Annotated in this window: 28 protein-coding genes; 13 read left to right on the top strand and 15 right to left on the bottom strand. The window is 66.2% G+C overall.

Annotated elements, in window-relative coordinates:
* Window positions 1–43: 43 nt before the first annotated feature.
* Both RhoFasB10_RS20435 and RhoFasB10_RS20430 read left to right on the top strand, forming a co-directional pair.
* Window positions 44–565 (top strand): DUF1697 domain-containing protein, encoded by a 522-nt coding sequence (locus tag RhoFasB10_RS20435; RefSeq protein WP_167678270.1) that lies wholly within the window; start codon window positions 44–46, stop codon window positions 563–565.
* Window positions 562–1800: an SLC13 family permease gene (locus tag RhoFasB10_RS20430; RefSeq protein WP_167678268.1), complete on the top strand. Its 1239-nt coding sequence runs from the start codon at window positions 562–564 to the stop codon at window positions 1798–1800. Before RhoFasB10_RS20435 ends, RhoFasB10_RS20430 begins: the two co-directional genes overlap by 4 nt.
* Here RhoFasB10_RS20430 and RhoFasB10_RS20425 read toward each other — a convergent pair.
* Genes RhoFasB10_RS20425 through cobC form a run of 4 tightly spaced genes read right to left on the bottom strand, consistent with a single transcriptional unit; the run spans window position 1783 to window position 5860 of the window.
* On the bottom strand, window positions 1783–2886 hold the full coding sequence (locus RhoFasB10_RS20425; protein WP_346764439.1) for a bifunctional RNase H/acid phosphatase: 1104 nt from the start codon (window positions 2884–2886) through the stop codon (window positions 1783–1785). The two genes, RhoFasB10_RS20430 and RhoFasB10_RS20425, sit on opposite strands and share 18 nt — an antisense overlap.
* The gene (locus RhoFasB10_RS20420; protein WP_068420546.1) at window positions 2883–3620 is read right to left on the bottom strand and encodes a C4-type zinc ribbon domain-containing protein; all 738 of its coding nucleotides are present in this window, start codon (window positions 3618–3620) and stop codon (window positions 2883–2885) included. Before RhoFasB10_RS20420 ends, RhoFasB10_RS20425 begins: the two co-directional genes overlap by 4 nt.
* Before the next feature lie 57 nt (window positions 3621–3677).
* Complete coding sequence (locus RhoFasB10_RS20415) at window positions 3678–4823, bottom strand: Nif3-like dinuclear metal center hexameric protein (RefSeq protein ID WP_068420545.1); 1146 nt, start codon at window positions 4821–4823, stop codon at window positions 3678–3680.
* Window positions 4824–4837: 14 nt separating this feature from the next.
* Window positions 4838–5860 carry an Rv2231c family pyridoxal phosphate-dependent protein CobC gene (gene cobC / locus RhoFasB10_RS20410; RefSeq protein ID WP_068420543.1) on the bottom strand — a complete coding sequence of 341 codons (1023 nt, stop codon included), beginning with the start codon at window positions 5858–5860 and terminating at the stop codon, window positions 4838–4840.
* Window positions 5861–5921: 61 nt separating this feature from the next.
* Between cobC and RhoFasB10_RS20405 the strand changes: the two genes are divergently transcribed.
* The 3 genes from RhoFasB10_RS20405 to RhoFasB10_RS20395 are packed head-to-tail and all read left to right on the top strand — an operon-like array spanning window position 5922 to window position 8089.
* Window positions 5922–6623 (top strand): HAD-IA family hydrolase, encoded by a 702-nt coding sequence (locus RhoFasB10_RS20405; protein ID WP_068420542.1) that lies wholly within the window; start codon window positions 5922–5924, stop codon window positions 6621–6623.
* The gene (locus RhoFasB10_RS20400; RefSeq protein ID WP_346764438.1) at window positions 6604–7101 is read left to right on the top strand and encodes a low molecular weight protein-tyrosine-phosphatase; all 498 of its coding nucleotides are present in this window, start codon (window positions 6604–6606) and stop codon (window positions 7099–7101) included. Before RhoFasB10_RS20405 ends, RhoFasB10_RS20400 begins: the two co-directional genes overlap by 20 nt.
* Window positions 7102–7132: 31 nt before the next feature.
* Window positions 7133–8089 (top strand): SURF1 family protein, encoded by a 957-nt coding sequence (locus tag RhoFasB10_RS20395; RefSeq protein WP_167678264.1) that lies wholly within the window; start codon window positions 7133–7135, stop codon window positions 8087–8089.
* Here RhoFasB10_RS20395 and RhoFasB10_RS20390 read toward each other — a convergent pair.
* Both RhoFasB10_RS20390 and RhoFasB10_RS26710 read right to left on the bottom strand, forming a co-directional pair.
* Entirely contained in the window at window positions 8030–9007 is a 978-nt protein-coding gene (locus RhoFasB10_RS20390; RefSeq protein WP_068420931.1) for a cobalamin biosynthesis protein, read from the bottom strand. The genes RhoFasB10_RS20395 and RhoFasB10_RS20390 overlap by 60 nt on opposite strands.
* An 81-nt stretch (window positions 9008–9088) precedes the next feature.
* The gene (locus tag RhoFasB10_RS26710) at window positions 9089–9214 is read right to left on the bottom strand and encodes a hypothetical protein (protein ID WP_261768632.1); all 126 of its coding nucleotides are present in this window, start codon (window positions 9212–9214) and stop codon (window positions 9089–9091) included.
* A gap of 147 nt (window positions 9215–9361) precedes the next feature.
* Here RhoFasB10_RS26710 and RhoFasB10_RS20385 point away from each other — a divergent pair, with 147 nt between their 5' ends.
* On the top strand, window positions 9362–9910 hold the full coding sequence (locus RhoFasB10_RS20385) for a permease (RefSeq protein WP_068420538.1): 549 nt from the start codon (window positions 9362–9364) through the stop codon (window positions 9908–9910).
* Window position 9911: 1 nt separating this feature from the next.
* Here the strand turns inward: RhoFasB10_RS20385 and RhoFasB10_RS26490 are convergent, their stop codons facing one another.
* The 3 genes from RhoFasB10_RS26490 to RhoFasB10_RS20370 form a co-directional block, all read right to left on the bottom strand.
* A complete protein-coding gene (locus RhoFasB10_RS26490; RefSeq protein ID WP_157105189.1) occupies window positions 9912–10841 on the bottom strand; it encodes a YdcF family protein in 930 nt (309 codons plus the stop codon).
* Between the two features lie 144 nt (window positions 10842–10985).
* The gene (locus RhoFasB10_RS20375) at window positions 10986–11234 is read right to left on the bottom strand and encodes a hypothetical protein (RefSeq protein ID WP_114330520.1); all 249 of its coding nucleotides are present in this window, start codon (window positions 11232–11234) and stop codon (window positions 10986–10988) included.
* A 33-nt stretch (window positions 11235–11267) separates the two neighbouring features.
* Entirely contained in the window at window positions 11268–12356 is a 1089-nt protein-coding gene (locus RhoFasB10_RS20370) for a substrate-binding domain-containing protein (RefSeq protein ID WP_068420534.1), read from the bottom strand.
* A gap of 68 nt (window positions 12357–12424) precedes the next feature.
* On the opposite strand from RhoFasB10_RS20370, the gene RhoFasB10_RS26485 reads away from it, so the two are divergent.
* Window positions 12425–12880: a MarR family transcriptional regulator gene (locus RhoFasB10_RS26485; RefSeq protein ID WP_068420531.1), complete on the top strand. Its 456-nt coding sequence runs from the start codon at window positions 12425–12427 to the stop codon at window positions 12878–12880.
* Here RhoFasB10_RS26485 and RhoFasB10_RS20360 read toward each other — a convergent pair.
* Window positions 12874–13767: a LysR family transcriptional regulator gene (locus RhoFasB10_RS20360; RefSeq protein WP_068420530.1), complete on the bottom strand. Its 894-nt coding sequence runs from the start codon at window positions 13765–13767 to the stop codon at window positions 12874–12876. The two genes, RhoFasB10_RS26485 and RhoFasB10_RS20360, sit on opposite strands and share 7 nt — an antisense overlap.
* Before the next feature lie 112 nt (window positions 13768–13879).
* Here RhoFasB10_RS20360 and RhoFasB10_RS20355 point away from each other — a divergent pair, with 112 nt between their 5' ends.
* The 6 genes from RhoFasB10_RS20355 (at window position 13880) to RhoFasB10_RS20330 (ending at window position 21783) form a co-directional block, all read left to right on the top strand.
* A complete protein-coding gene (locus RhoFasB10_RS20355; RefSeq protein ID WP_167678262.1) occupies window positions 13880–15370 on the top strand; it encodes a CoA-acylating methylmalonate-semialdehyde dehydrogenase in 1491 nt (496 codons plus the stop codon).
* A 96-nt stretch (window positions 15371–15466) separates the two neighbouring features.
* Complete coding sequence (locus RhoFasB10_RS20350) at window positions 15467–16624, top strand: iron-containing alcohol dehydrogenase (RefSeq protein ID WP_068420527.1); 1158 nt, start codon at window positions 15467–15469, stop codon at window positions 16622–16624.
* Window positions 16625–16883: 259 nt separating this feature from the next.
* Window positions 16884–18338 (top strand): cytosine permease, encoded by a 1455-nt coding sequence (locus RhoFasB10_RS20345; RefSeq protein WP_068420525.1) that lies wholly within the window; start codon window positions 16884–16886, stop codon window positions 18336–18338.
* Window positions 18339–18348: 10 nt separating this feature from the next.
* Window positions 18349–20091: a nitrilase-related carbon-nitrogen hydrolase gene (locus RhoFasB10_RS20340; protein WP_167678261.1), complete on the top strand. Its 1743-nt coding sequence runs from the start codon at window positions 18349–18351 to the stop codon at window positions 20089–20091.
* Between the two features lie 70 nt (window positions 20092–20161).
* On the top strand, window positions 20162–20875 hold the full coding sequence (locus RhoFasB10_RS20335) for an aspartate/glutamate racemase family protein (protein ID WP_167678259.1): 714 nt from the start codon (window positions 20162–20164) through the stop codon (window positions 20873–20875).
* Window positions 20872–21783: an NAD(P)-binding protein gene (locus RhoFasB10_RS20330; protein WP_167678257.1), complete on the top strand. Its 912-nt coding sequence runs from the start codon at window positions 20872–20874 to the stop codon at window positions 21781–21783. Before RhoFasB10_RS20335 ends, RhoFasB10_RS20330 begins: the two co-directional genes overlap by 4 nt.
* Before the next feature lie 3 nt (window positions 21784–21786).
* Here the strand turns inward: RhoFasB10_RS20330 and RhoFasB10_RS20325 are convergent, their stop codons facing one another.
* The 5 genes from RhoFasB10_RS20325 to RhoFasB10_RS20305 form a co-directional block, all read right to left on the bottom strand.
* The gene (locus tag RhoFasB10_RS20325; protein WP_167678255.1) at window positions 21787–22563 is read right to left on the bottom strand and encodes an MHYT domain-containing protein; all 777 of its coding nucleotides are present in this window, start codon (window positions 22561–22563) and stop codon (window positions 21787–21789) included.
* A gap of 12 nt (window positions 22564–22575) precedes the next feature.
* Window positions 22576–23157 carry an ATP/GTP-binding protein gene (locus RhoFasB10_RS20320; protein ID WP_068420516.1) on the bottom strand — a complete coding sequence of 194 codons (582 nt, stop codon included), beginning with the start codon at window positions 23155–23157 and terminating at the stop codon, window positions 22576–22578.
* Window positions 23138–23455 carry a DUF742 domain-containing protein gene (locus tag RhoFasB10_RS20315; protein WP_068420924.1) on the bottom strand — a complete coding sequence of 106 codons (318 nt, stop codon included), beginning with the start codon at window positions 23453–23455 and terminating at the stop codon, window positions 23138–23140. The genes RhoFasB10_RS20320 and RhoFasB10_RS20315 overlap by 20 nt, the downstream gene beginning before the upstream one ends.
* A gap of 114 nt (window positions 23456–23569) precedes the next feature.
* Window positions 23570–23983: a roadblock/LC7 domain-containing protein gene (locus RhoFasB10_RS20310; protein ID WP_068420515.1), complete on the bottom strand. Its 414-nt coding sequence runs from the start codon at window positions 23981–23983 to the stop codon at window positions 23570–23572.
* The gene (locus tag RhoFasB10_RS20305; protein WP_308115261.1) at window positions 23980–26547 is read right to left on the bottom strand and encodes an ATP-binding protein; all 2568 of its coding nucleotides are present in this window, start codon (window positions 26545–26547) and stop codon (window positions 23980–23982) included. Before RhoFasB10_RS20305 ends, RhoFasB10_RS20310 begins: the two co-directional genes overlap by 4 nt.
* Window positions 26548–26603: the final 56 nt, after the last annotated feature.

Genomic DNA, 26603 nt, shown 5'->3' with positions numbered 1-26603 from the left:
TGGTCGTTCCGCCGGCTCCGGTCCTGTCATTACAGTTCACGTCATGGATCACGTCATTCTGCTGCGCGGAATCAACGTCGGCGGAATCAACATCAAGATGGCGGATCTGCGAGCCGCCCTGACGGAAGCCGGCTTCTCGGACGTACGGACCGTCCTGGCGACGGGCAACGTGCACCTGCGGTCCCCGATGCGAGGCGCCGAGCTGAAGTCGTCCGTGGAGAAGGTGCTGTCGGACCGCTTCGGCTACGAGGCAGGGGTCATCGTGCTCGACGTGCCCACGCTGCGCGGCATCGTCGACGACTATCCGTTCGACGCCGAACGGAACGGCTGGCATCCGTACGTGATCTTCGGCAACGACGACACCCATCTCGCCGAGCTCGCGGCCATCGGAGACACCCTGGATCCCGTGCTCGAACGGATCGCGGCCGGACACGGCGTCGTGTACTGGGAGGTCGTCAAGGGCAGCACCACCGACAGCGTGGTCGGAAAGTTCACCGCGAAGGCCAAGTTCAAGCCGACCACGACGACGCGCAACCTGCGGACGCTCGCCAAGATGCTCGCGTGAGCGTCGTCGCTGCCGCACTCGTAGCGGCCGTGCTGATTTTCGCCATCGTTCGTCCGCGTGGTCTTCCGGAGATCGTGATCGCCCTCCCGGCGGCTGCGCTGACGCTTCTGCTCGGCTTGGTGTCGGTCTCGGCCGCGGCGGAGCAAGTGACCACACTGCTCCCGACGGTCGTGTTCCTGGCGTTCATCCTCGTTCTCGCTCATCTCGCCGACGCGCGCGGCGTCTTCACGTGGATGGCGTCGGCCATGGCCCGCAGCGCGCACGGCAGTCCGCATCGCTTGCTCGTGTCGGTGTTCGCGGCGGCCGCAGTGACCACCGCGATCCTGAGTCTCGACGCCACCGTCGTGCTGCTGACGCCCGCTGTCGTCGGTGCGGCCCGCGCACTGCGCATGTCCGCGAGACCGCACAGTTACGCCAGTGCGCACCTGTCCAATTCGGCGTCGACGCTCCTGCCCGTCTCCAACCTCACCAACCTTCTGGCGTTCTCGGCGACCGGGCTGACGTTCGTCCACTTCGCAGCGTTGATGGCATTGCCCTGGGTGGCGGCGGTGCTGATCGAGTTCGTGGTCTTCTGGGTGTTCTTTCGATCCGATCTGAAGCGGACCGAAGCAGTACCGCCACCCGAACGCGTCCCCGCTCCGGTCGGCACGTTGATCGTGCTCGGCGCCACGTTGGTCGGATTCGCCGTGGCCGGCTTCTTCCACGTCGAACCGTTCTGGGTCGCGGCCGCGGGCGCACTCGTGCTGGCCGTTCCGTCGCTACGCGACGGGTACACGTTCCCGACGCGTGTACTGCGGGCCGCCGACCTGACGTTCTGCGGCTTCGTCCTGTTGCTCGCGATCGTCGTCGCCGGCGTGACGGCAGGGCCCATCGGCCGGTGGCTCGCCGACATTCTGCCGACCGAACCGACCTTCGTCGGCCTGCTCGTCACCGCAGCCATCGCTGCAGTCGCATCCAACGTCGTCAACAACCTGCCCGCGACGCTGATGCTTCTCGCCGCGTTCGGCCCGTCGGCGCCACCCGGACTGTTGCTCGCGATGGTCATCGGGGTCAACCTGGGCCCCAACCTCACCTACGTCGGCTCGCTCGCGATCATGCTGTGGCGGCGGGTGGCCGCCTCGAACCACGAACCGGCCGACCTGAGGACGTTCACCGTTCTCGGTGTGATCACCACGCCGCTGACGATCGTCGGATCGGTTGCGGCGCTGTGGTTCTCGCTAGGAGTCCAGGTATGACGTCTCGTTGACCAGACGCACCGACGCTCCCCCGTCGGGATAGAACTCCGCGATGCTCAGCGACGCCAGATCGAGGTGCATGCGGTACAGAATCGACGGACCCACGTCGAGCGCCAACTGCAGCAGCATCTTGATCGGCGTGACGTGACTGACCACGACGATCGTCGAGCCCGCGTACGACGCGATCATCTTGTCCCGCGCCGCCTTGACGCGTCCGAAGACGACGTCGAAGCTCTCCCCGCCGGGTGCCGCGACGGACGTGTCACCGCGCCACCGCTGGTGGATGTCCGGATCTCGCTCTGCGGCCTCGGAGAAGGTCAGACCTTCCCAGTCGCCGAAGTCGGTCTCGGTGAGGTCGTCCAGAACGGACACCTGCAGCCCCGCCTTTCGGGCGTAAGCTTCCGCGGTCTGCCGGGCGCGACCGAGGGGACTCGACACGACGGCTGCGATGTCGTCGCGCCGTGCCAGGTAGTCCGCGGCCGCGGCGGCCTGACGCTCGCCCAACTCGGTGAGCGCCGGGTTGCCTCTGCCGGAGTACTTTCGGCCGACCGACAGCGGGGTCTGCCCGTGACGCAACAGCAGCATCCGCGTCGGCTCACCCACGGCGCCGGTCCAGCCGGGCGCCGCAGGCTTCTCGGCGACCTCCTCGGCGGGTGCGAGGTCCTCGCCTGCGTCGGCCGCATCCATCGCCTCGTTGGCGAGGCGGTCGGCGTGCGAGTTCTGGTTACGCGGAATCCACTCGAAGCTCACCGAGTCGAAGCCGCGAACCAGTTCTGCGGCCTCCCGGTTGAGCGGAATCATGTCCGGGTGCTTGACCTTCCACCGCCCCGACATCTGCTCGACGACGAGTTTGGAATCCATGCGGACATGCACGACACGTGCGCCGACGTCGGCAGCCGCCGTCAGCCCGGCGATCAAGCCGCGGTATTCGGCGACGTTGTTGGTGGTGACACCGAGCGCCAGCCGTCGTTCTGCCAGCACTTCGGCTCGGTCCTCGGACAACACGACAGCACCGTATCCGGCGGGACCCGGGTTGCCCCGCGAACCGCCGTCGGCCTCGACGATCACCCGCGTCGGTGCACTCACAGACCGGATTCCTTGGTACGCACCAGGATTGCGTTGCATTCCGAGCACCGGACGAGTTCGTCCGCGGGTTTGGCCGCGATACGCGAGATCTCACCGCGATCGAGTTCGATGCGGCACGCACCGCACCGACGGGCTTGGAGCAGTGCTGCGCCGCGACCGGTCAGGGCCCGCTGCTTTTCGTACAGAGCGAGCAGGTCCTCGGGGAACGTGGCAGCCAGCTCGGACCTACGCCCGGTGCTGCGTTGTTCGGCGGCGTCGATGTCGGCGACGGCATCGTCACGACGTCGGCCCGCATCGATCAGCTCTTCCTCGATCTGCGTCAGCTGTGCGCCCGCGTGGTTGTAGTCGCTTTCCGACGCCTCCCGCCGCTCCATGACCTCGAGCAATTCTTCTTCGAGGATGCTCTGACGACGCTCCAAACTGGTCAGTTCGTGCTGGATCTCGGACATCTGCTTGGCCGCGACCGTGCCGCTCTCGAGCAGCTTCTTGTCGCGGTCCTCGCGCTGGCGGACCGCGTCGACCTCGTTCTCGAGCTTCTTGATGTCGCGATCGAGGTCGTCCATCGAGATCTGGACGGCGACGGCCGCGTCCTTCCTGGCGATGCGCTCGGCTTCGAGTTTCTCGACCTCCGCCTGCTCAGGAAGGTTGGTGCGACGGTGCGCGATCTGAGTCAGTTCGGTGTCCACTGCGGCCAGTTCGAGAAGTGAGGCCTGTACTCGGGGATCGACGTTCACGCGTGATGGCTCCTGCGACTATGGAAGAAGGATTCGGTCAAGCCTACCGGCACGGTGTCAGGTGTCCGCGGCACCGAGGGTCCACGGGTCCGTTCTGGTCGTGCTCACTCGACTCTCCCACGCGTCGGTGCCCGAGAAAGCGGAATCGACGATCGCACGCGCCTGTGCGCACCACGGCCATTCCGACGCCCAGTGCGCGACGTCGATCACCGCAGGCCCCCCGGCGCGAAGATGCTCGTCGACGGGGTGATGGCGCAAGTCGGCGGTGACGAACACGTCGGCGCCGAGCGAGCCGACCGAGCTCAGGAACGAGTCTCCCGCGCCGCCGCACAGGGCGACCGTCCGGACGACGGCGTCCGGGTCGCCTGCCGTCCGCACTCCCCACGCGGTCTCCGGCAACCTGCTGCGTACGCGTTCGGCGAACGCACGCAGCGTGACGGCCTCGTCGAGCGTGCCGACGCGGCCCAGTCCCGTCGACGACGGACGCCGCACCTGCTCGAGAATGTCGAAGGCCGGCTCCTCGTAGGGATGGACCTGTCGAAGCCGTTCGAGCACCTGCGCGCGCAGCGACGCAGGCGCGACCATCTCGACGCGGTCCTCGGCCACCCGTTCGACGCGCCCGACGGTTCCGATCGCCGGATCCGCGCCCTCCTGGGGGTGGAACTGGCCCGTCCCCGCGACGGTCCAACTGCACTCGCGGTAGTCGCCGATCGCGCCCGCGCCTGCCTCGAACAGCGCGTCGCGCACGGCGTCGGACTGCTCGGTCGGCACGAACACGACCCACTTGTCGATGCGCGGTCCGTCGATCGGCTCGATCGGGCGGGTTCTCGTGACTCCCAGGAGGTCCGCCAAGGCGTCGGAAACTCCCGGGTCGGCCGAGTCGGCGTTCGTGTGCGCGGTGAACAGCGCACATCCGGCCTTGACGAGGCGGTGGATCAGCGCACCCTTCGGGGTGTTCGCCGCGACGGTGTCGACGCCGCGCATCAACAGCGGATGATGCACGACCAGCAGGTCGGCGCCCCACTCGATGGCCTCGTCGACGACGCCTGCGGTGGCGTCGACAGCGAACACCACCTTGCGCACTCGGTCCACGGGATCACCCGTGACGAGCCCGACCGAGTCCCAACTCTCGGCGAGCCGGGGCGGATACGCACGGTCGAGGACGGCGATCACGTCGGCGAGGCTGACGTGGGGTTCGGACACGGATGTCTCCTTCTCTACAGAACGCGTCTCAGTGCGTCGACGAGGACGTCGACGTGCTCGGCACCACGGACGGCGACGCGCAGGTGGTGCGGCGGCAGTCCGGGGAACGTGTCGCATCGGCGCACAGCCACCCCCTCCGCGCGCAGCCGCTCACGGACGTCGGCAGCCGACGGCACCTGGACCAGCAGGAACGGGGCATGCGCCGGCGTGTGCACGCCGACGCCCAGACCGACCAAGCGGGCGATCATCGCGTCCCGATTCTCGGCGATGCTCGACGCCTGCGTCGCCGCCAGATCGACCGCGGCCGGTTCGCTGCATGCGGTGATGGCTTCGAGCTGCAGGGTGCCGACCGGCCAGTGCGCGCGACCGTGCGCCAGCGACGCCAACAGGTCCGGCGGACCGAGAACGTAGCCGCACCGCAGGCCCGCGAGCGCCCAGGTCTTGGTCAAACTGCGCAGCACCAGCACGTCCGGCAGCGCGTCACCCGCCAGCGACTGGGACTCACCCGGAACCGCGTCGGCGAACGCTTCGTCGACGACGACGACTCTCCCGGGGCGCCGCAGGGCGAGGACGGTCTCCCGTCGATGCAACACGGACGTCGGATTGGTCGGGTTACCGACGACGACCATGTCGGCCGACGCCGGCACCAGCGCCGGATCGAGTACGTACGGCGGCGGCAGGACGACCTGTACGACGTCGATGTCGGCCTCGCGCAGCGCGAGTTCGGGTTCGGTGAACGACGGATGCACGACGGCCGCCGAGCGTGGCTGCAGCCTCGGCAGCATCGCGAAGCCTTCGGCGCCTCCGGCGAGCAACAGCACCTCGTCGGGACTGCGGCCGTGCCTGCGGGCAACCGTCTCCCGCGCGCGCAGGTCCGCCGCGGCGGACGGATACGCACCGAGTTCGCCGAGTTTGCCGGCCAGGCGGTCGCGAAGCCACAGCGGCGGGGCCGTCCCTTGGACGTTGACCGCGAAATCGACGAGACCGTCGCCGACTTCGGCGTCGCCGTGATGGCGCAGCAGCGATCGTGAGAGCACTTCGAGCGGTCCTTTCGTTGCCAGTGAGCGTAGTCGGCGGCCTCACCGATATGGTTTTGTCATGACAAAGCCCCCGGAATCGACGAACGTGCAGGCCTCTGTCGTGCTGTTCGACCTGGACGGAACGCTGACCGACTCGGCGCCCGGCATTCTCGCCGGTTTCCGCCACGCTCTGGCGTCCGTCGGAGCACCCGAGCCGACCGAGAAGCAACTGGCACTGGTGATCGGACCGCCCCTCATCGACTCGTTCCGCACGATGGGCCTTGCCGAGGACGTGGCTCAGCGCGCGCTCGCCGCGTACTTCGAGCGGTACGACGCCCAGGGCTGGGCCGAGAACTCGGTGTTCGACGGCATCGAGCCGGTTCTGGCGGAGCTGCAGTCGCGTGGCATCCGGCTGGGTGTCGCGACGTCGAAGTCCGAGCGATTCGCGCACCGGATCCTCGACCACTTCGGTCTGTCGAAGTATTTCGAATTCATCGGCGGCGCGAGCAGCGACGGCGTCCGACGCGCGAAGCCCGACGTCATCGCGCACTCGCTCCGCAATCTCGGTCTGATCCCGAAGGAGATCGCCGACGGCGGAACGCCGGGTGTGATCATGGTCGGCGACCGTGACCACGACGTGCACGGTGCCGCTCGGTTCGGAATCCCCGCGGTCTACGTCGACTGGGGATACGGCATCGACGGCGAGAACGACGATGCCGCGTTCACCGTGACGACGATGGACGAGCTGACGAAGGTGCTCGGTGACAACACCGTTGCGTAAGCCCGGCGTGCACATCGCCTTCGTCTGCACCGGCAACATCTGCCGCTCCCCCATGGCCGAGAAGATCTTCGACCAGTTCCTGCTCGAAGCAGGTCTCGAGCAGAGCGTTCGAGTCTCGAGTGCAGGCATCGACGGCTGGCACGAAGGCGAGGGCGCCGATCCGCGTGCCGTCGCCGAGCTCGAGGCGCATGGATACGACGCCGACCACGTGGCAGCGCAGGTGGACGACGGCCATCTCGCGGCCGACCTCCTCGTCGCACTCGACTCGGGACATGCGCGACAACTCCTGCAGTTGGGCGCTCCCGCCGACCGCATCGCACTGCTGCGCTCGTTCGACGACGACGCCGACTCGGAGTCCGTCGCCGACCCGTACTACTCGTCCGACAGCGCGTTCACCGAGGTTCGCGAGCAGATCGAAGCAGCGATGCCCGGTCTCGTGAGATGGGCCGGCGAACGCGTCTCCGACGAGGCGTCGTAGATCACGTCGGACCAGCCGCTACGGTAGTGGTGTGCGAAGGCTGAAATTCCTGCTGCGACCGGGCTGGTTGGCGCTGGCGGTCGTCGTCGTGGCGTTCGCCTTCATGTGCTTCTACGTGCTCGCGCCCTGGCAGCTCGGCAAGAACACCTCGACCTCACACCGCAACGACCTGATCGAGCAGTCGGTGAACGCCGATCCCGTGCCGATCTCGCAGGTCCTGAATGCCGACGGGTTCGCGCCGGACGACGAGTGGCGACGCGTCGTGGCCGAGGGGTCGTACATTCCCGACAAGGACGTGCTCGTCCGGCTTCGGGTCATCCGAGACCAGCCCGCGTACGAAGTCGTCACGCCGTTCCAGCTACAGGACGGCCCCGTCGTCCTGGTGAACCGCGGGTACGTGCTGCCCGTCCAGGGCACCGCTCCCCCGGCCATCGAACCTGCGCCGACCGGGCCGATCACTCTCGACGCACGGCTTCGGGTGTCCGAAGGTAGTTCACGACAACCGATCGACGAGGCCGGGCACCTGCAGGTGTACAACATCGCTCCGGGGCAGATCGGTGAGGCCGTCGGTCTCTCACCGGTCGACGGCTACCTGCAGCTCGACGACGGACAGCCCGGCGGGCTCGGTCTCATCGACCTTCCGCAGACCGACGCGGGTCCCTACCTCTCGTACGGACTGCAGTGGCTCGCGTTCGGCATCATGGCACCGCTCGGGCTCGCGTATTTCGTGCGAGCGGAATGGCGAGAGCGCCGAAAAGCGAAGGGTCAGGACATCGTCGGCGACACGCCGCCCACCCCGACCGAGCCCGATACCATCGACCGCGCCTCCGAGCCGGTCGCCGCAGAGCCCGAGTCGACGGCTGTCGAACCGGAATTCACGCTGCCGACCCGCAAGGAACGTCGCGCCGCGAAGAAGGAGAAGGAACGGTCAGCCGAGCGCACGGCGAACGACGTGCGTCTGGCCGACCGCTACGGCAAGAACCGCTGACGCGACGGTCGCGGCACCCTGCACGAGCGTCGACAAGCGCGCCGCCCGTCCGATGTCCGACGCCGTCGGCTCCCGGCCCGTTCCCAGCGTCGCGCGGATCTCGACGCCGTGGGCGTATTCCGTGCGCCCACCGAGGCGGACGCCGAGCGCGCCTGCCGCCGTCGCTTCGGCGACGCCCGCATTCGGGCTCGGATGGCGAGACGCGTCGTGACGCCAGGCGCGGATCGCGTCGGGCGCCCGACCACCGACGGCGGGCGACAGAAGGACGGTCAGCGCACCGGTCAGCCGGGCGGGTACGAGGTTGACGACGTCGTCGAGTCTCGCCGCGAACCAGCCGAAACGTCGATATCTCGGCGACCTGTATCCGATCATCGCGTCCAAGGTGTTGACGGCGCGATAGCCGAGAATGCCGGGCACGCCTGCGGTCGCACCCCAGAACAGCACGCCGACGGTGGCGTCCGAGGTGTTCTCCGCGACCGATTCCACCGACGCCCGCGCCAGACCCGCCTCGTCGAGCACGCTCGGGTCGCGACCACACAACGACGGCAGCAGAGCGCGCGCGGCGGCGACGTCACCGTCGTCGAGGCTCCGGGCCATCCGAGTTCCCGTCCGCGCGAGCGATGTTCCACCGAGTGCAGCCCACGTCGACGCTGCCACGAGAGTGATCTCTCCGACCGCGCCCCATCGTCGGGCTGTCTCGGTCGCCGCGGCCCCGAGGCCGACGCAGCCACCGACGAGAACAGACGTGTGCACGACACCGGCAACTCGGCTGTCTCGGTAGATCCACCGCTCGAGCCCCGCGGCGCATCGACCGAAACCGGCGACCGGGTGAAACCGACGGGGATCGCCGAGTGCTCGGTCGAGTGCGTATCCCAGCAGTAAGCCGGTGGCACGCGATCGATTGTGCCGCTTGTTCATACGCTCGAACATAGCGAACTCGTCCGATGGGCCGATCGGGCGCGCGGCGCCCGCCCGATCGGCCCCGTCACGGCTGGGGAATCAGGTCCAGCGCGACCGGTAGGCGGCCGTCATCTGCCGGTTGTCGAAATTCAAGTCTCGACCCGAACCGAGCATGGCCATGGCCAAACCGACGAAGCCGACCGCTCCCATCAAGAACAGCGTCATGATGTACCCCCTGAGATCGCAGAAACACCCGCGTACGGGCTTGAACCGATCTTGATTGTTACCGACGGACACAGACAAAAGAACGCAGATGAGGGGGCCGTCACATGTGGCGACTGTCACCGAAATACCGAAGCTAGGATCGTCGTCATGACCGTCGACGGCACGTCCCCCGACAGCACGACATCCCGCAGGCCCGGCTGGGTCAACAAGGCCATCATGATCGCCATCGGAGTGGTGGCGCTGATCATCGCGTACTTCGCCCTCGCAGCGTTCGTGCCGCGGTGGTGGGGCATCCGCATGTCGCAGCTCGCGGATCAGTCCTTCGGCAAGGGCATTCTGTGGGGTCTCGTCTTCGGCCTCGTGTGCACTCTCGTTCCGCTGCTGCTGTTCTTCGTGGCCTGGTCGGTGCGGGGGCGCCGTGGCGGCAAGGTCACCGCGATCGTCGCGGCGCTACTCGCGGTCGTCGTCGCCGTGCCCAATCTGATGACGTTGTCGATCGTCGCGGGCAACGGCAACGCGGCGCTGGCCGCCGCTCAGAACATGAACACCGGTGCGCCGGGCTTCCGAGGCGCCACCGCAGTGGGCGCCGTCGTCGCCGCCGTGCTGTTCGCACTGTTGGTGTTCGTCATCGTGCGTGGTCGACGTCGGCGCGCCCGGAAGCGACTCGACGCCGCGGCGCCCCCGCCTGCAGTCTGACTCACTCGTACACGCGCGGGATTCCGACGACCTTCGTCGCGTCGACTGTCAGCCCGAGCCGAGAATCGAGACCCAGCGCGGGGACCTCGGGAATCGACTCGGGGTCGAGACTCACTGCGCCGATCACGTTCGATCCGGCGATGGCGAAGTCGGATATCGACCGTCGGACATGGTTCGCCGAGGTGGCCAGTACAACGCTCTGCGCTCCGATGTCCCGCAGCAGAGGTTGCGTCAGCACCGCATTCTGGGGTGTCGAGTTCGCACGGTTCTCGACGTGGATCCGTTCTGCCGCAACTCCGTTGTCGATCAGCCAGGTACGCATGGCATCCCCCTCCGCCACGCCGTTCCGGGGATTTCCACCCGTGACGACGACCGGTGACGTGGGTGACGCCGTCGCCGCGGCAGCAGCACCGGTCAACCTGTCGATCAGTTCGTCGCGCATCGAGCCGTCATCCGCCAGTCCGAAGCCGAGCACAACGATCGCGGTTCGTGCACCGTCGTAGACGGGCGCCCACTCGACGGGAGCTTCCGCCGAAGTGGCGATGATGTCGATCGCACGCTCGACTGCGGCATGCAGTTCGGGGTCCAGGCCACCGAGCCGTTCCAACGCTGCGTCCCGGCCGCGCGGGTCGTTGGCGGCGTTCCGGTAGAAGGCCTGCAGGGCGGGCACGTTGGAATCCTGCGGCGCCGCCAGCGCCAGCGCGTCCAGTGCCGCGAACCCGACGTCGTAGTTTCCCTTGACCAAATTGTCCTGCGCGGAGTTGTACAGAGCAGGGGTGGCAGGTGCTGCGATCGATTCGATGATCGCGCGCGCATCCGCCGGGGTGGGCGGTGCCGGTTCAGCGCTTGCGACACCACCCGAGGCGAGAACCGCTGCGGCGGACAGCGCGGCGGAGACACCGATCTTCGTGCGGGACAGGCTGATTCGCACAGCACGTCCTTCCTTCCGACGACGGAGGTCAGCCACAGGATAGCTCGAGTGTGACCGATGTGACCAGTGTTACGAAAGTGCAGGAAGTTACACCGTTGTAAGTCGTTCGTCGTCGAATGCCCACCGCGCGAACATGTTCGACGGTCAGGGAACGACCGGAGCCTTGCCGCCGTCGTACGGTTCGATGGTCACCTGCTCATCCGGTGCGAACTCGACGCCGACGATGTCGTCTCCTTCGGTGACCGTGACGACCACGGCGAGACCGTCCTGCGCAACGGCTTCGATGCGGCCGCGAGATTCGCCGTCGTCGCCGACGAGTTGGTAGTCACCGACCACGACCAACAGCTCCTCCGCCGAAATCGTTCGACGCCCACCGAAATCTTCTACAGTCATGCCCACCACCGTAGACGGATCGAACGTTTTCCGTCACGACACGCGCCTCGGAGTGATCTCGACCAGCACGTCGAAATCGAACTCACCCGCTTTGGCAAGGTAGATCGGTTGCGAGACATGGCCGTTGGTCATCTTCAGATGACCGCGTGCGCCGTCGTACGAGAAGTTCTGGGCGATCGACTCCAATGCCGTCACCTCGGCCGACCCCGCGCGGTCGACCATCTCCCCCAACATCGTGATTCCCTCGTAGCACGACTGACCGAGTGAACCGACTATCGGCGCGTCGACCCCGAAGCGGGACGAGAATCGGCCGGAGAAGTCGAGACTCTCCGACGTGCCGAGCGTCTCGAAATAGCCTGAGGAGACGTACAACTCGCGGGCGTTTTCCGATCCGGTCGCCAGCAGCATGTTCTCGTCCATCAGTGGGCTGAGCCGGACGCACCGACGGTCCAGTCCCGCGGACGCGAACGCCTGATGGAACGCGACGGCGTCGTCGCCCAGCAGCAGGACGACGACGCCGTCGCACCCGGATCTCTCGATGCCGGATACGGTCTGGGCGTAGTCGACGGTGCCGATCGGTGAGAAGTCACCGAACACCACCGACACGCCGATCGAGTGCAGGTACTCGGTGACGATGGCGGCCGTCTTGCGGGGCCATACGTAGTCGTTGCCGACCACAGCCCACCGCCTGCGGCCCAAGTCGTCGACCATGACGTCCAACGCCGGAATCAGCTGCGCCGATGGTGTTTCACCGGTGACGAACAGACCGGGGTACCGATCCCCACCCTCGTAGAGCGACGTGTAGACGTACGGAATTCTGTTGGCAGTGATGGGAATCAGCGCACGGCGCACCGCGGATGTATGCATCCCGGCGACCGCGTCGAGGGCTCCGACGTCGACGAGCCTACGTATCTCTCCCGCGACGACGGCCGGGTCGCGCCCCCCGTCGATCGGCACCAGTTCGACGCGTCTTCCGAGCACGCCGTCGTTGGCGTTGAGCTCCTCCTGTGCGAGTTGCGCGGACAATTCGCTCGACGGTCCGACGAGACCGAACGATCCGGACATGGGAAACACGATGCCGACGGTGAACGTCGCATCGCTGCGTGCCCGCGTCACATTCATTCGTCCGTTCACCTGCCGTCGCCTAGACTCCTCTGCGGAGAATCCCTTCATGATAGGAGTGCGATCGCGTGAGCCTTTCCGAACGGCCAGATCGTGCTCCGGGCACGGACCGACTGCTCGCGTCCGTCGATCGCTTGGTCGGCGAGCGTATGCGCACGCTGCTGGCACCGGCAGATCTGGACCTGGAGGAATGGCGCGTTCTCTGCCTGCTGTCCGACGGCGACGGTCACACGATGGCCGAAACGGCCGAGTTCGCACTGCTGCCGCCTCCGACTCTGACCAAGGTCGTGAACCGCCTTGTCGCGAACAATCTCGTCCACCGGCGATCGGGCACGGTCGACCGCCGTCAGGTGCTGATTCGCACTACCACTCGCGGACAACAGAAGTACGACGCGTTGGCGTCGGATGTCGAAGCTCTGCACCGCGAGCTCTTCGGCGCGGACTCCGACCGCGCACTACTCGAAGGCATGCTCGAGACACTGCACCGCAACGCGGCGGCCGACCGCGCGCCTGCCGATCACTGACCGGATTGCAGATGGGGCGCATCCGCGACGATCGACGTCAGGAGTTCGTCGACGGCTTTGACCCTTGCGAGCGACGTCAGCTCGCGTGGAACCGCGACCCAGTACGTGCGATCGATCGAGAACTGTTCCGGCAGAACGCGTTCGAGCGCACCATCCGGCTCGCCGATGTAACTGGGTAGCGGCGCGATGCCCAGGCTGTTCTTGGCCGCGAGCCAGTGCCCGGTGATGTTGTTGGTCTGAATCTGCGCACGCCCGTCCGCGAGGATCGAGTCCAGGATGCGCAACGGCGCCACGTCGAGCAGCGCCCCGACGTACCAGATCAGTGTGTGGTCTCGCAGATCGTCGATCTTCGAGATCGCGGCCGTCCTCGCCAGGTAGTCCCTCGTCGCGTACAGGTGCAGTGAGTACGTGGCCAGTTTGCGATACGAGACGAGCCGCGCCGACGGCTGCTCCAGCGTGATGGCGACGTCGAACTCGCGCGTGTTCAGAGAGTTGTGCTCGGTAGCGGTCACCAGCTCGACGTCGAGATCGGGGTGACGGCTCCGCAGCTTTGTCAGATTGGGCGTCAAGACGAATGCGCCGAACCCGTCCGGAGCCGCAATACGAACCGACCCCGTGAGCGATCCCATCGTCGACGTCTGATCCTCGAACGCGGCGATCAACGCCGATTCGACCGTCTCCGCGTAGCCGACCAGCCTGTCCCCCGCCTCCGTCAATCTCCACCCACTGGGTGTGCGATCGAAAAGCCGTTGTCCCGCAAGCTTTTCCAAACTCGTGATCCGACGACCGACAGTCGTGTGATCGACACCGAGCGCTTTCGACGCCTCGTTCAGGCGACCGTGACGGGACACCTCGAGGAAGAAGCGGAGATGGTCGGCGGTGAACATTTCGCCAGCGTATCAGCGCGTGCATTTTTGCACGCACAGGTGCGCGATTGGCCTTTGACAGGGGCATGTATGCCTACGAGACTGGTGTCACATCTCGAGCGAAGGAATATCTGTGACGACTATCGCGCACTGGCTGGACAACAAGGAATTCGCCGGCACCTCCGGTAACACCGCACCGGTCACCAACCCCGCTACCGGCGAGGTCACCGGACAACTGGCACTGGCCAATCTGGACGATGCCCGCACCGTCATCGACGCCGCCGCAGCCGCGTTCCCCGCCTGGCGCGACACCTCCCTCGCCAAGCGCGTGCAGGTCCTGTTCAAATTCCGCGAACTCCTGAACGAACGCAAGGGCGAGTTGGCGGAAATCATCACCGCCGAACACGGCAAAGTACTCTCCGACGCATTGGGTGAAATCTCCCGCGGCCAGGAAGTCGTCGAATTCGCCTGCGGCATACCGCACCTGCTGAAGGGCGGGTTCACCGAGAACGCCTCCACCAAAGTCGACGTCTACTCCATCCGCCAACCCCTCGGTCCCGTCGGCATCATCTCCCCCTTCAACTTCCCCGCCATGGTCCCGATGTGGTTCTTCCCCGTCGCCATCGCCGCCGGCAACACCGTCGTACTCAAGCCATCGGAAAAAGACCCCACCGCCTCCATCTGGATCGCGAACCTCTGGGCCGAAGCAGGACTACCCGCAGGCGTGTTCAACGTCCTGCAAGGCGACAAACTCGCCGTCGACGAACTCCTCGAAAACAAGAAGATCAAAGCGATCTCCTTCGTCGGCTCCACCCCCATCGCCCAATACGTCTACAGCGTCGGCACCGCGAACGGTAAACGCGTCCAAGCGTTGGGTGGCGCGAAGAACCACGCCATCGTCCTCCCCGACGCCGACCTCGACCTCGCCGCCGACGCCATGGTCAACGCCGGCTTCGGCTCCGCAGGCGAACGCTGCATGGCCATCTCCGCACTCGTCGCCGTCGGCGACATCGCCGACGACCTCGTCGCGAAAATCGTCGAACGCACCACCCCCCTCGTCACCGGCGACGGCACCAAGAACTCCGACATGGGCCCCCTCGTCACCCAGGCGCACCGCGACAAAGTCGCCTCCTACGTCGACGCCGGCGAAGCAGCAGGCGCCACCATCGTCGTCGACGGCCGCCAAGTCCAGCCCGACGGCGGCAAAGACGGATTCTGGCTCGGACCGACCCTGATCGACAACGTCACCACCGACATGAGCATCTACACCGACGAAATCTTCGGACCCGTCCTGTCCGTCGTCCGCGTCGACAGCTACGACGAAGCCCTCCAACTGATCAACGACAACCCCTACGGCAACGGCACCGCCATCTTCACCAACGACGGCGGCGCAGCACGCAGGTTCCAGAACGAAGTCGAGGTCGGCATGGTCGGCATCAACGTCCCCATCCCCGTCCCCATGGCCTACTACAGCTTCGGCGGCTGGAAGAACAGCCTCTTCGGCGACACCCACGCCCACGGCACCGAAGGCATCCACTTCTTCACCCGCGGCAAAGCCATCACCAGCCGCTGGCTCGACCCCAGCCACGGCGGCATCAACCTCGGATTCCCCGAAAACAGCTGACACCCCCACGTGCGCGCGAATGTATAGCCCGCTATACATTCGCGCGCACGAGGCGTAGTTCTAACACGCACGAGGCGTAGCCCTAAGGAGTAGTGCATGGTTGCCAACATTTCGTTTCCGCGGTTTCTGAAACTCGGCTCGGGCGCAGTCGAGGAGTTGGGTTCGGTTCTGTCCGATCTCGACGTCGAGCGCCCCCTGCTCGTCACCGATGCGTTCATGGTGAGCAATGGATCTGCCGATCGGCTGCTGAAGATCATCGAGGCCGCGGGGAAGCAGGGCGCGGTGTTCTCCGAAACCGTTCCCGATCCGACCACGGAATCGCTGCAGGCCGGTCTCGACGCGGTACAGGCGCACGGCGCCGACGTCATCATCGGTTTCGGCGGCGGTAGCCCGATGGACACCGCGAAAGCCCTTGCCGTGCTGACGAAGCAGGGCGGTGAGATGCGTGATTTCAAGGCGCCGCGCGTGTACACGGGTCCGGCGCTGCCCATCGTCGCGATTCCGACGACGGCCGGAAGCGGTTCGGAAGCAACGCAGTTCACGATCATCACCGACGTCTCGACCGACGAGAAGATGCTGTGCCCCGGCTTGTCGTTCCTGCCGATCGCGTCGATCGTCGACTCCGATCTGACGATGTCGATGCCTGCTCGATTGACGGCCGATACCGGCGTCGACGCGCTGACTCACGCCATCGAGGCGTACGTCAGCAAGAAGGCGAACCCGATTTCCGACGGTTTGGCCCTGTCGGCGATGAAGACGATCGGCCGGTATCTGTTGCGGGCGTACAGAGATGGTTCGGATCGTGAGGCACGCGAGAACATGATGCACGCGTCGACGCAGGCAGGCATGGCGTTCTCCAACGCGAGCGTGTGTCTCGTGCACGGCATGAGCCGTCCGATCGGTGCGCACTTCCATGTCGCACACGGTCTTTCGAATGCGATGCTACTTCCTGCGGTCACCGCGTTCTCGATTCCGGGTGCGCGCGGACGCTACGCCGACTGCGCTCGCCAGCTGGGTGCGGCCGATCAACACGACAGCGACGATGTGGCGTCGTCGAAGTTGATCGAGTTCATCGACACGCTGTGCGCGGACGTGGAGGTTCCGTCCCCGAGCAAGTACGGCATCGACAAGGCGCGATGGGACGAACTGATCCCCTTGATGGCCGAGCAGGCCCTTGCGTCGGGCTCGCCGGGAAACAACCCGGTGGTTCCGACCGCCGACGAGATCGCCGAGCTGTATCGCACGATCTTCTGAGTTCACCAGCACTGTGGCCTCGTACCCGTCAAGGGTGCGGGGCCACAGGTGTTTCGGCCCGAAATGTACGAATCCAAGACCGTCTCGAGAAATTTACATAGTTCCTAGAAAAATAGTGTCTGTAGGAAGTATTCTTCTGGGAGCGCAGCATCGTGTCGACCATCACCGCTGGCTGCGCATCCCACCGACCACGGCGCCCCGCGCACCCGCGGACGGCCCATGAGCCACCGCGTCGATCGAGAAGAACTGGACACGCGTCATGAACATGAAGAAATATTTCGAGGGGCCGGCCACCAGCCTCGACGATCAGATCGAAAGTTATGCGACATCGCGCGTACCGGCGAGCCAGCGCTGGCCTAGGCCGGCAATTCTGCTGGTGTTGACGGGCAACGTCACCGCGATGTTCTGGTTCTCGCTCGGCGGCCAGATCGGCTTTCTCGTCGGTTGGCCGATGTTCCTCGTTCCGATCGCCTACATGGTCGTCGGTGCGACCCTGATCGGAAGCCTGATCATGCGGATCGCCAGCCAGGAGGGGCTTTCGCTCCCGCTTCTGACGCGCGGTCTCGGATTCGGAACGAAGGGCTCCGCGGTTGCCTCGCTTGTCTACGCGGTGAACTACGTCTTCTATTTCATCTTCGAAGGCAGCATCGTCTCACACGGCCTCAGCGAGTTCGCGGGCATCGACATAGACTCGTTCTGGGCGACGGTCGTGTTCGCTGTCGTCGCGCTCGTCGCGCTGTACTTCTCCTGGCGCGGAATGCATTCGATGAACGTCCTGCAGAAGTTCGGCATGCCGATCTTCCTCGTTCTGTTCGCGATCGGCATGTACATGCTCGCGAGCGGTTACGTTCTCGTGGGCCCCGGCGAATGGGAAGCGACGGGCGGCTTCTCGTCGACCGCGATGTGGCAGGCACTGAGCCTCGTCAACGGCCAGATCGTCTTCCAGGCACTCATCGCGACCGACTACGGCCGATTCGTCAAGAAGGAGGTCACCTACCGCGGCACTGCAGGTCTGATGCTGTCGGAGCTGCTGATGATCGTCGTCGTGATGATTCTCGGTGTCTTCCTCGGCTTCACGATGCTGCGTCACTTCGACGGCACAGCGACGCCCGAGCTGTCCGCCACCGACCCCGGCCTCTACTTCGCCGTCGTGATGGGTCTGCTCGGTGTCGTCTTCGCCATCGTCACCCAGGTTCGCATCAACGTCATGAACCTCTACTCCGGATCGCTCGCGCTCTCCAATGCATGGGATGCGTTGTCGCCCCGCAAGTTCGGACGTCAGTGGTGGATGGTGGCGCTTCTCGTCATCGGAATTGCTCTGTACCCCATCAACGTTCTGCAGTACACCGACAAGTTCCTCGCCGTCACCGGCATCATGACCAACACGTGGATCTTCATCCTGCTCGCCGACTACTTCGTCTGTCGCAAGTGGCTCGGGCTGGCACCGTCGTCGAACATCGAATTCCGCGACGGCTTCGTACGCACCTGGAATCCGTGCGGAATCACCGCGATGATGCTGGGAATCGTCATCGGCGCTCTGGGCGTCTTCGGCGTATACCCGTCGTACTACGCGTCGTTCATCGCGATGTTCGTCGGACCGATCGTCTACATTCCGCTGACGATCGCCACCCGCGGACGCTTCTACACACCCACCACCCTGCCCGCTGCGGAACAACACACCGATTTGCCCGACGCGACCCCGACGCACCGATAGGACCGACACGATGACTTCCGTAGCACCTTACGAAGCAGCAGCGATTCAGTACGAGCCGACGCTGTTCGACAAGTCCGGCAATGTCGCGGACCTTCTCGCGCTGGTCGGCGAAGCCGCCCGGCACGGCGCGAAGCTGATCACCACTCCGGAGATGGCGACGACCGGATACTGCCTGTACGACTACGACGAGGCAGCCACCGTCGTCGAAACCGTCCCCGGCCCGACGACGGATGCGTTCGCTGCCGTAGCGAGCGAACACGGCTGCTATGTCGTCGTCGGAATGCCAGAGGTCGACGCGGACACCGGCCTGTTCTACAACGCCGCCGTGCTCGTCGGTCCCGACGGCGTGGTGGGCAAGCATCGAAAGACGCACTCGTACATCGCCGAACCGAAGTGGGCGGCACCGGGAAATCTCGGCCACCAGGTGTTCGATACCCCCATCGGCCGGATCTCTTTGCTGATCTGCATGGACATGCACTTCGTGGAGACCGCGCGCGTCGTGGCTCTCGACGGTGCGGACGTGATCTGCCACATCAGCAACTGGCTCGCCGAACGCACGCCGGCTCCGTACTGGATCAGCCGCGCCTTCGAGAACCGGTGCTACGTCGTCGAGAGCAACCGCTGGGGCCTCGAGCGCACCGTGCAATTCAGCGGCGGGACGTGCATCATCGAGCCCGACGGCACCGTCGCGTCGTCGATCGACTCCGGAAACGGCATCGTGTACGCGCAGATCGACCCGGCGCGCGCCCGAGAGCAGAACCCGTGGGGCGATCGCAGGCCGGAGCTCTACCGCGAACTGCAGTCGAACACATTCCTCTGGAACCCGCTGGACTTCTTCTCCCTCTACGGACACCGCACGTTGCCCGACGGCGCTCGCACCGCGGTGACGGTCGTGCAGTCCACGCCCACCACCGATGTCGAAGCCAACGTCGCCGCCATCGAGAACATTATGTCGAAGGCGAACGGCGGTGAGCTGCTGGTCTTTCCGGAGTTGTCGATCACCGGACCGCTGTCGACGGATCGTCCGGCGTCCGCGGTGGCGGAATCGCTCGACGGGCCCTCCCTCGCACGGATCGCCGACGCGGCCGCGAGAACCTCCACGACGGTCGTCGTCGGCCTCGCAGAGTTCGCCGACGCGACGTTCTACAACACCGCCGTCGTCGTCGGTCCGTCCGGAATCCTGGGCAGCTATCGCCAGACCCATGTCGCGCCGGCCGACACGGAGTTCTTCGACGCAGGCGACAGCTGGGCCGTGCTCGACCTGCCTGCCGGACGCGTCGGAATCCTGCTGGGCAACGACGTTCACTTCCCCGAGGCCGGACGTGTTCTCGCCCTTCGGGGATGCGACATCGTCGTCTGTCCCGCGGCGATGTCCGCACCGGTCGGCGGTCACGTCGGCACCACCATTCCGCACCAGGGCGCAATCCTGACCGATGCGGATCCTCTGCACTGGCACCACATGCGGGTGCGGGCGGGTGAGAACAACGTGTGGTTCGCCTTCGCGAACGCATTCGATCCGGACCGCGGATTCGACGGGCACAGCGGCGTTTTCGGTCCGGACACCTTCGCGTTTCCGCGTGGCGAGAGCGTCGTGACGACCGAAAGGGGCACGGCAACGGCCGTCGTCGACACCACCAATCTCGACAGCGTATATCCGACGAACGTCGTCCGACGCAAGGACCTGGTGTCGATGCGGCTGCCCCACCACTACCCCACCCTGAGTGCCGCGTCGAAGGTCGCTGTCGACGCGTGATCGCACGGGGTCGACGGCGAAGACGAAACTCGTTCGCCGGACGGTTCGACTTTCGACTACCGTCGACCCCATGCGTTCAGGACCTCGTGTCATAGGTTTGCTCGGCGGAATGAGCTGGGAAAGCAGTGCCCTGTACTACCGCCTGATCAACGAAGGCGTTCGGGACCGCCTCGGCGGAATCCATTCGGCACGCTGCATTCTCGACTCGCTCGATTTCGCGGAGGTCGAGGCGCTGCAGGTTGCAGGCGACTGGGATTCCGCGGCAACCCTCCTCGCGGAGGACGCCGTCAATCTGCAGCACGCCGGAGCCGAGATCGTCGTGCTGTGCACCAACACCATGCACAAGGTGGCCGACGCCATCGAGGCCGCGGTGTCCATTCCGGTCCTCCACATCGCCGACGCGACCGCGGCCGCCGTCAAGCGCACCGAGGTCACCACGGTCGGCCTTCTGGGCACCGCGTTCACGATGGAGCAGTCGTTCTACCGTGAGCGTCTCGAGAACAGTGGGCTCGGTGTCGTCGTGCCGTCGTCCGACGATCGCGCCGACGTCCACCGCATCATCTACGAGGAGCTGTGCCGCGGGATCATCACGGACTCGTCCAGGGAGGTGTACCGACGGGTCATCTCGTCGCTCGTTGCGGAGGGTGCCCAGGGAATCATCCTCGGCTGCACGGAAATCGAGCTGCTCGTCTCTTCCGAGGATTCCCCGGTTCCGGTGTTCCCGACGACGGCGATCCACGCCGACGCGGCCGTGGAATGGTCGATCGGGCGGTCACGCCGATGACGCGCTTCGACGCACCCGTCACGATCGTCGGCGCGGGCATTGCCGGGGCGGCCTGTGCCACCGTCCTCCGCGACGCCGGGGTTCCGTTTCGGCTCGTCGAACGCGGCCGGGCAGTGGGTGGCCGGATGGCATCACCCGAACTACACGGCCGACGCGTCGACATCGGTGCCGGATATTTCACGGTGCGTGATCCCGAATTCGCCGCACTCGTGTCGCGTTGGGAGTCCGCAGGCCTCGCTCGGCCGTGGACCGACACGTTCGGTGTTCTGGCCCCCGACTCGGACCCCGAGACCAGCACCGGTCCGACGCGATGGCGTACCCCGGGAGGGCTCCGTTCGCTCGTCCGGTCCATGCTGGCCGACGTGCCTGTCGAGAGCGTCACGGTCGAGGGGCTCCCGGACGGTGACGTCGTTCTCGCGATGCCCGATCCGCAGGCTGCCCGTCTCACGACGGTTCCCGAACCCGTCGACTACCAGCCGGTTCTGACGGTCGTCGTCGGCTTCGACGAACTGCGACTTCCCTTTCGGGACGCGGCGTTCGTCAACGACCACCCGATCGTGGAGTTTCTTGCCGACGACGGCGCGCGACGCGGTGACGGTGCTCCGGTACTCGTCGCACACACGACGGCCGAGTTCGCGCGTGCACATCTCGGCGACCCCGACACGGCAGCAGACCCCGTCGTCACCGCACTCGTCGAACTACTCGACACCGACCGGCCGACATGGACGCACGTACACCGCTGGAGCTTCGGTAAGCCCGAGTCGAGTCACGACGCATCCTTCGCGCTGATCGAATCCGATGGTCGCCGAACGGGATTCGCCGGCGACCAGTGGTGCCCGAACGGCGCGCCGCGCGTGGAGAGCGCTTGGCGTTCGGGTACCGATCTGGGCCGCGCCTTGCTGACGTAGCTGCTACGCAACGGGAAGGTGAGTTGCCTCGGCTTCAGCGGCGTCGAGGTCGTCGTCCGACAGGGTGAGCAGCGCCGCGATCGGGGCGGCGAGGGCCAGCAGGCCGACGACGAACACCGGGAACAGGAACCCGAACACCTCGAGGCCCTGCGGGATCGGCAGGGCCGGGTCGACGGATACGCGCACGGCGGCCATGCCCGTGTAATGCATACCCACCACGGCGACGCCCATGGCGATTCCGGCCGCGAGCAGCAGCAGCGGCCTCTGCAGGACGAGGGTGAACCACAGCGACAGCGTGCCGGCAACGACGGCGATGACCACCGAGATGGCTACCAGCGTCGTGTCGTAGGACACCGATCCTTGGATGCGAATCGCGTTCATGCCGGTGTAGTGCATGACGTTCACGGCGACACCCATGATGACGCCACCGATGAGCAGCGTCCAGATGTTGACGCGACGTCCGATGATGACGAGACCGACCATCGTCGCAGCGATGGCAAGCAGTGCCGAGACCACGGTCCAGAACAGGTCGTACCGAATGACGCTGCCGGACACCGAGAATCCGAGCATTGCGATGAAGTGCATCAACCAGATGCCGATTCCGCCGATCGACACGGCCGCCATGGCGAGCCATCCGAGGCGGCTGCGCTCGGTCGACGCCACCGCCGATCGACGCGTACACGCCAGTCCGACAACACATCCCACTACGGACACGATGTAGGCCAGGAACAGCAGCCACAGGCCCATCGAGAAGTGGTTCATCTCGTGCGCGTGATGCATGACGGTGTCTCCTTACGAGGCGGAGTGCACTCGATCGAGCGCGTACTCGGTGAGGGTGATCAGGGCGCGGCGGACCGATTCGGTGACTCGGGCGTCGACGGTGATGATGGGCACGTGCGGCGGGACGGCGAGCGCCTCGCGAATGTCGTCGACGGGATACGTCGGCGCACTGTCGAATTCGTTGACGGCGACGACGAAGGGCAACCCCTTCGCTTCGAAGTAATCGATGGCGGCGAAACAGTCGTCGAGCCGCCGGGTGTCGATGAGGACGATTGCGCCGATTGCACCACGCACCAGGTCGTCCCACATGAACCAGAAACGTCGCTGCCCCGGTGTACCGAACAGGTACAACACCAGGTCGTCCGCCAGCGTGATGCGGCCGAAGTCCATGGCCACCGTCGTCGTGGATTTCGTTGCGGTGTCGTCGAGTTCGTCGATGCCCTCGGAGGCGTCGGTGATCAACGCTTCGGTACGCAGCGGAACGATTTCCGAGATCGCACCGACGAGCGTCGTCTTGCCCGCTCCGAAGCCGCCTGCAACGACGATTTTCGTCGATGCCGCCCGGCCTCCGACGTCAGAGTGCGCGTAGTCCACGGAGGGTCCTTCCGATCAGTTCGCGGCGTTGGTCCGCGGTTGCGTCGTCTCCGAGCGTCATCGATACGCGGAGTGTCCCCGTGCCGACCAGGTCTCCGACGAGTACTCGCGCGACACCGAGTGGAATGTCGAGCCGCGCCGAGATCTCTGCCACCGAAGGACCGTCGATGCACAGCTGGACTATTCGAGAGCGAATGTCGCTGGCGGGCCACGGGTTCGGCGCCGTGTGGGACACGACGTGCACGGGGGCTTCCAGCGGCAGGTAGACCTCGGACGTGGTGCGTCCAGCGGTCAGCATGTACGGGCGAACCAGGCTCGGAGCAGGCTCCGGTGGGATCGCCTCTACGTCGGCAACGAATTCCGATGCAGCCGTCGCCGATTCGAGGTCGTTATCGGTCGTGTCCACGATTCATCACCGATCTCGCATCCGAGCGGACGGCTCGATCATGCTGCCGACACGGTCGACGAGCACTGCCATCTCGTATCCGACCTGGCCTATATCGCACGTCGACGCAGTGAGCGACGCGAGGTGCGAACCGTCGCCGACACTCATGAGCAGAAGGTAGCCGTTCTCCATCTCGACGATGGACTGCAAGACCGGGCCTCCGTCGAACAACCTGGCCGCGCCCGACGACAGACTCGCCAAACCCGAAGTGACCGCGGCCAATTGCTCGGCACGCTCTCGGGGCAGCTGTTCGCTGGCGGCCATGAGCAGACCGTCGGCCGATACCAACACCGCGTGCGCGACCCCCACGATATCCCGCGCGAAGTTCGAGACCAGCCAGTCGAGTGACCGGTCGGGCGTCGATGCGATGGGATGGTTCATTCGTCCTCTTCCGTTCTGTGTCGACCTGTGACGTCCTCGGCGCGGCCGGTGCGAACGCCCGTGAAGTGGCTGGTCAGCTTGTCGCGGACGGCCTCCGGTGATCGCGTCGGAATCCGGTCCTGCGGGCCGTGACCGTTCGAGCCGCCCTCGGGTGTTCGCCGATCGACCGCGCCGGGTACGAGTCGTGCTCCCGGTCGCCGCGCAGGCAGCCCGGCGTCCGTCCGCTGCCCGACGGCACTGTCGGTGGCGTGGCGTGCCGCTGCCCATCCCGAATCGGCAGGCGTCGTCCACGACCGCGAACGCCCATGCCCGGTCGCAGGATCCACCAGCCACTCGGAGACCATTCGCTGGTAGATCGGCATCTGCTGAGGCCGCGGCGACAAGGGATCCGGTGGTGGCGGAATCGGTGTGTCCGAATCGAGGTCGGCTCTGGCCGCGTGCACGGCCGGGCGGGCCCCGAAGAACGCGGCCGTATTCGACGGGCCCTGCGCGCGACGATCGGGTGCGTCGCCCGCATCCGACGACGCAGGCGACGTCTCCGCGTCGACTCCGCTGGCTCCTGGTCGACGCCTCGGCAGCTTCCCCGGCTGAAATTCGTGCGCCACTCCATTGACACGACCGGGCGCGGTCGGGGCGGGCGCAGTGCTTTCGAGGACCGATTCGTTCTGAGACTCCGGCAGGTCGTGTGTCTCCGGCGTCACCGCAACAGGCACCGACATCACCGACGACGTTCGCGGCGTGGGTCGTGCATGACGCTCGGAAGTCGGGAAGGAAGTCACGACCAGCCCGACGGGAATGTGCATGCTGACGGTCACGCCGGACGACCCGCCCTGCACCTGGGTGGGCCGCAACCGCACGGTGACGCCGTGCCGGTGGGCCAGCCGACCCACCACGAAAAGACCCATGCGACGGGCAGTTTCGGGTGTCACCTCGCCGCCGACTGCCAACCGGTTGTTGGTCTCCTCCAGATCTGCGGGTGGCATGCCGAGGCCACGATCGGCGACTTCGAGGAGGATTCCGCCTTCGATGGCGCGCGCACCGGTCACGGCGACTGCACTGTCCGGAGGTGAGTACCGCAGGGCGTTGTCGATCACTTCCGCGACGAGGTGGACGATGTCCGCTGCCGACGCGGCCGTGAGCGCGGCGTCGGGCACGTCGAGCATCTGCACGCGGCGGTAGTCCTCGACCTCGGACACTGCGGCGCTCAGCACCGCGTCCAGCGCTACCGGCTGGTCGCTGTGAGGCCGACGGGACTGAGTCCCGGCGAGAACCATCAGGTTGGCGCCGTTACGACGCATCCTCGTCGCGAGGTGATCGAGACGGAACAGGCTGTCCAGTCGACGCGGATCGTCTTCGTCGCGTTCGAGTTCCTCGATGAGCGCCAACTGCTGGTCCACGAGCGATCTGGACCGGCGGGACAGCGTCTCGAACATGTTTCCGACCTGAACCCGCAGCCGCGCCTGCTCGCCTGCCAGCTGCAGGGCCTCTTCGTGAATCGCGTCGACGGCCCGAGCGAGTTGCCCGATCTCCTCACCGGTGTGCACCGGAACGGGCGTGATGTCGGGCGTTCGGCCGCCGCCGCGAATCTGCTCGATCTCCTCCGGTAGCTCGCGGTGGGCGACGGACAGCGCACCGAGGCGCAGTCGCCGGAGGGGAGCCACGAGCGACCGCGCGACGAGCAACGCCAGAACCAACGCGATCAACACCGCGCCGAGAACGACCGCGGCGTCGCGCAGTGCGACCGAGCGCCTGTCGAGTGCCGCTGCGGACAACGACGATCCGAGAGTGTCGGAGAATTCGCCCAGTGCCGCCGTGTACAGCTCGGCAGAGCGGGCGGCCGACAGGAACGGATTGGTCGGCGCCCCGGCCGCAGCGGACCCGTACATCCGAATTCGGCTGTCGAGTTCGGCACGGAGTCCGGCGACGGTCGTCGCATCGTCGCCGAGAACCGCTGCGAGCGCGTCGATGTCGGCGGATTCGCGACCCGCTGTCCGGTTGGCCGACGCCAGTACGTCGGGATCGAGGATCGACACCAGCAACTGCTGTGTCTGCGCGGCTCGGCGCCCGGCCATGGCAACGGTGACGCCGTCGATCGCCGAACGCACCTCGGCGTTCTCGACGTCGAGCGCGGCGGAGACGACACCTGCCAGACCCGTCGTGACCGCGGTGGCGGCGTCCGCCCGTTCGATCGGCGGCACGAATTCCCCTACGAGCCGTTCCCGCATGGCGACGGCGGCCTCGATGGATCGGTCGAGACGTTGCTGCACGTCCGAACCGGAGCCGACCGTCGATTGCACGACCGACCTGACGGTGTCGACGGCACTGTCGAATCCGGCCGGGTCCAGCGCCCTACCTGCGACTGCGTCGGCACCGACCACGGCGTCGAGACGCAGGATCGGTTCGACGATCCGTGCGTTGTCGGCGGCCGCGGACAGGTCGGCTGCGGCAGCCAGTTCGGACTGCACGCGTACTGCACCGAAGCCCATGGCCAGCACCAACGGGAGTGCGACGACGGCTGCGACCTTGGCTCGGAGCGGCCACGCAGCAAGCGTTCGGCGTCGCACGGCCGCATCCCGGGAAGGGGGTTCCGTTACTGTTTCGACCACTGATCCGGACTCGC

Origin of the sequence: Rhodococcus sp. B10 (assembly GCF_011770055.1) — a bacterium.
In the GTDB taxonomy this organism is placed as follows: Bacteria; Actinomycetota; Actinomycetes; order Mycobacteriales; family Mycobacteriaceae; genus Rhodococcoides; species Rhodococcoides kyotonensis_B.
Note: the sequence above shows the minus strand (reverse complement) of the source record. Positions and strands in the feature narration are given on the sequence as shown.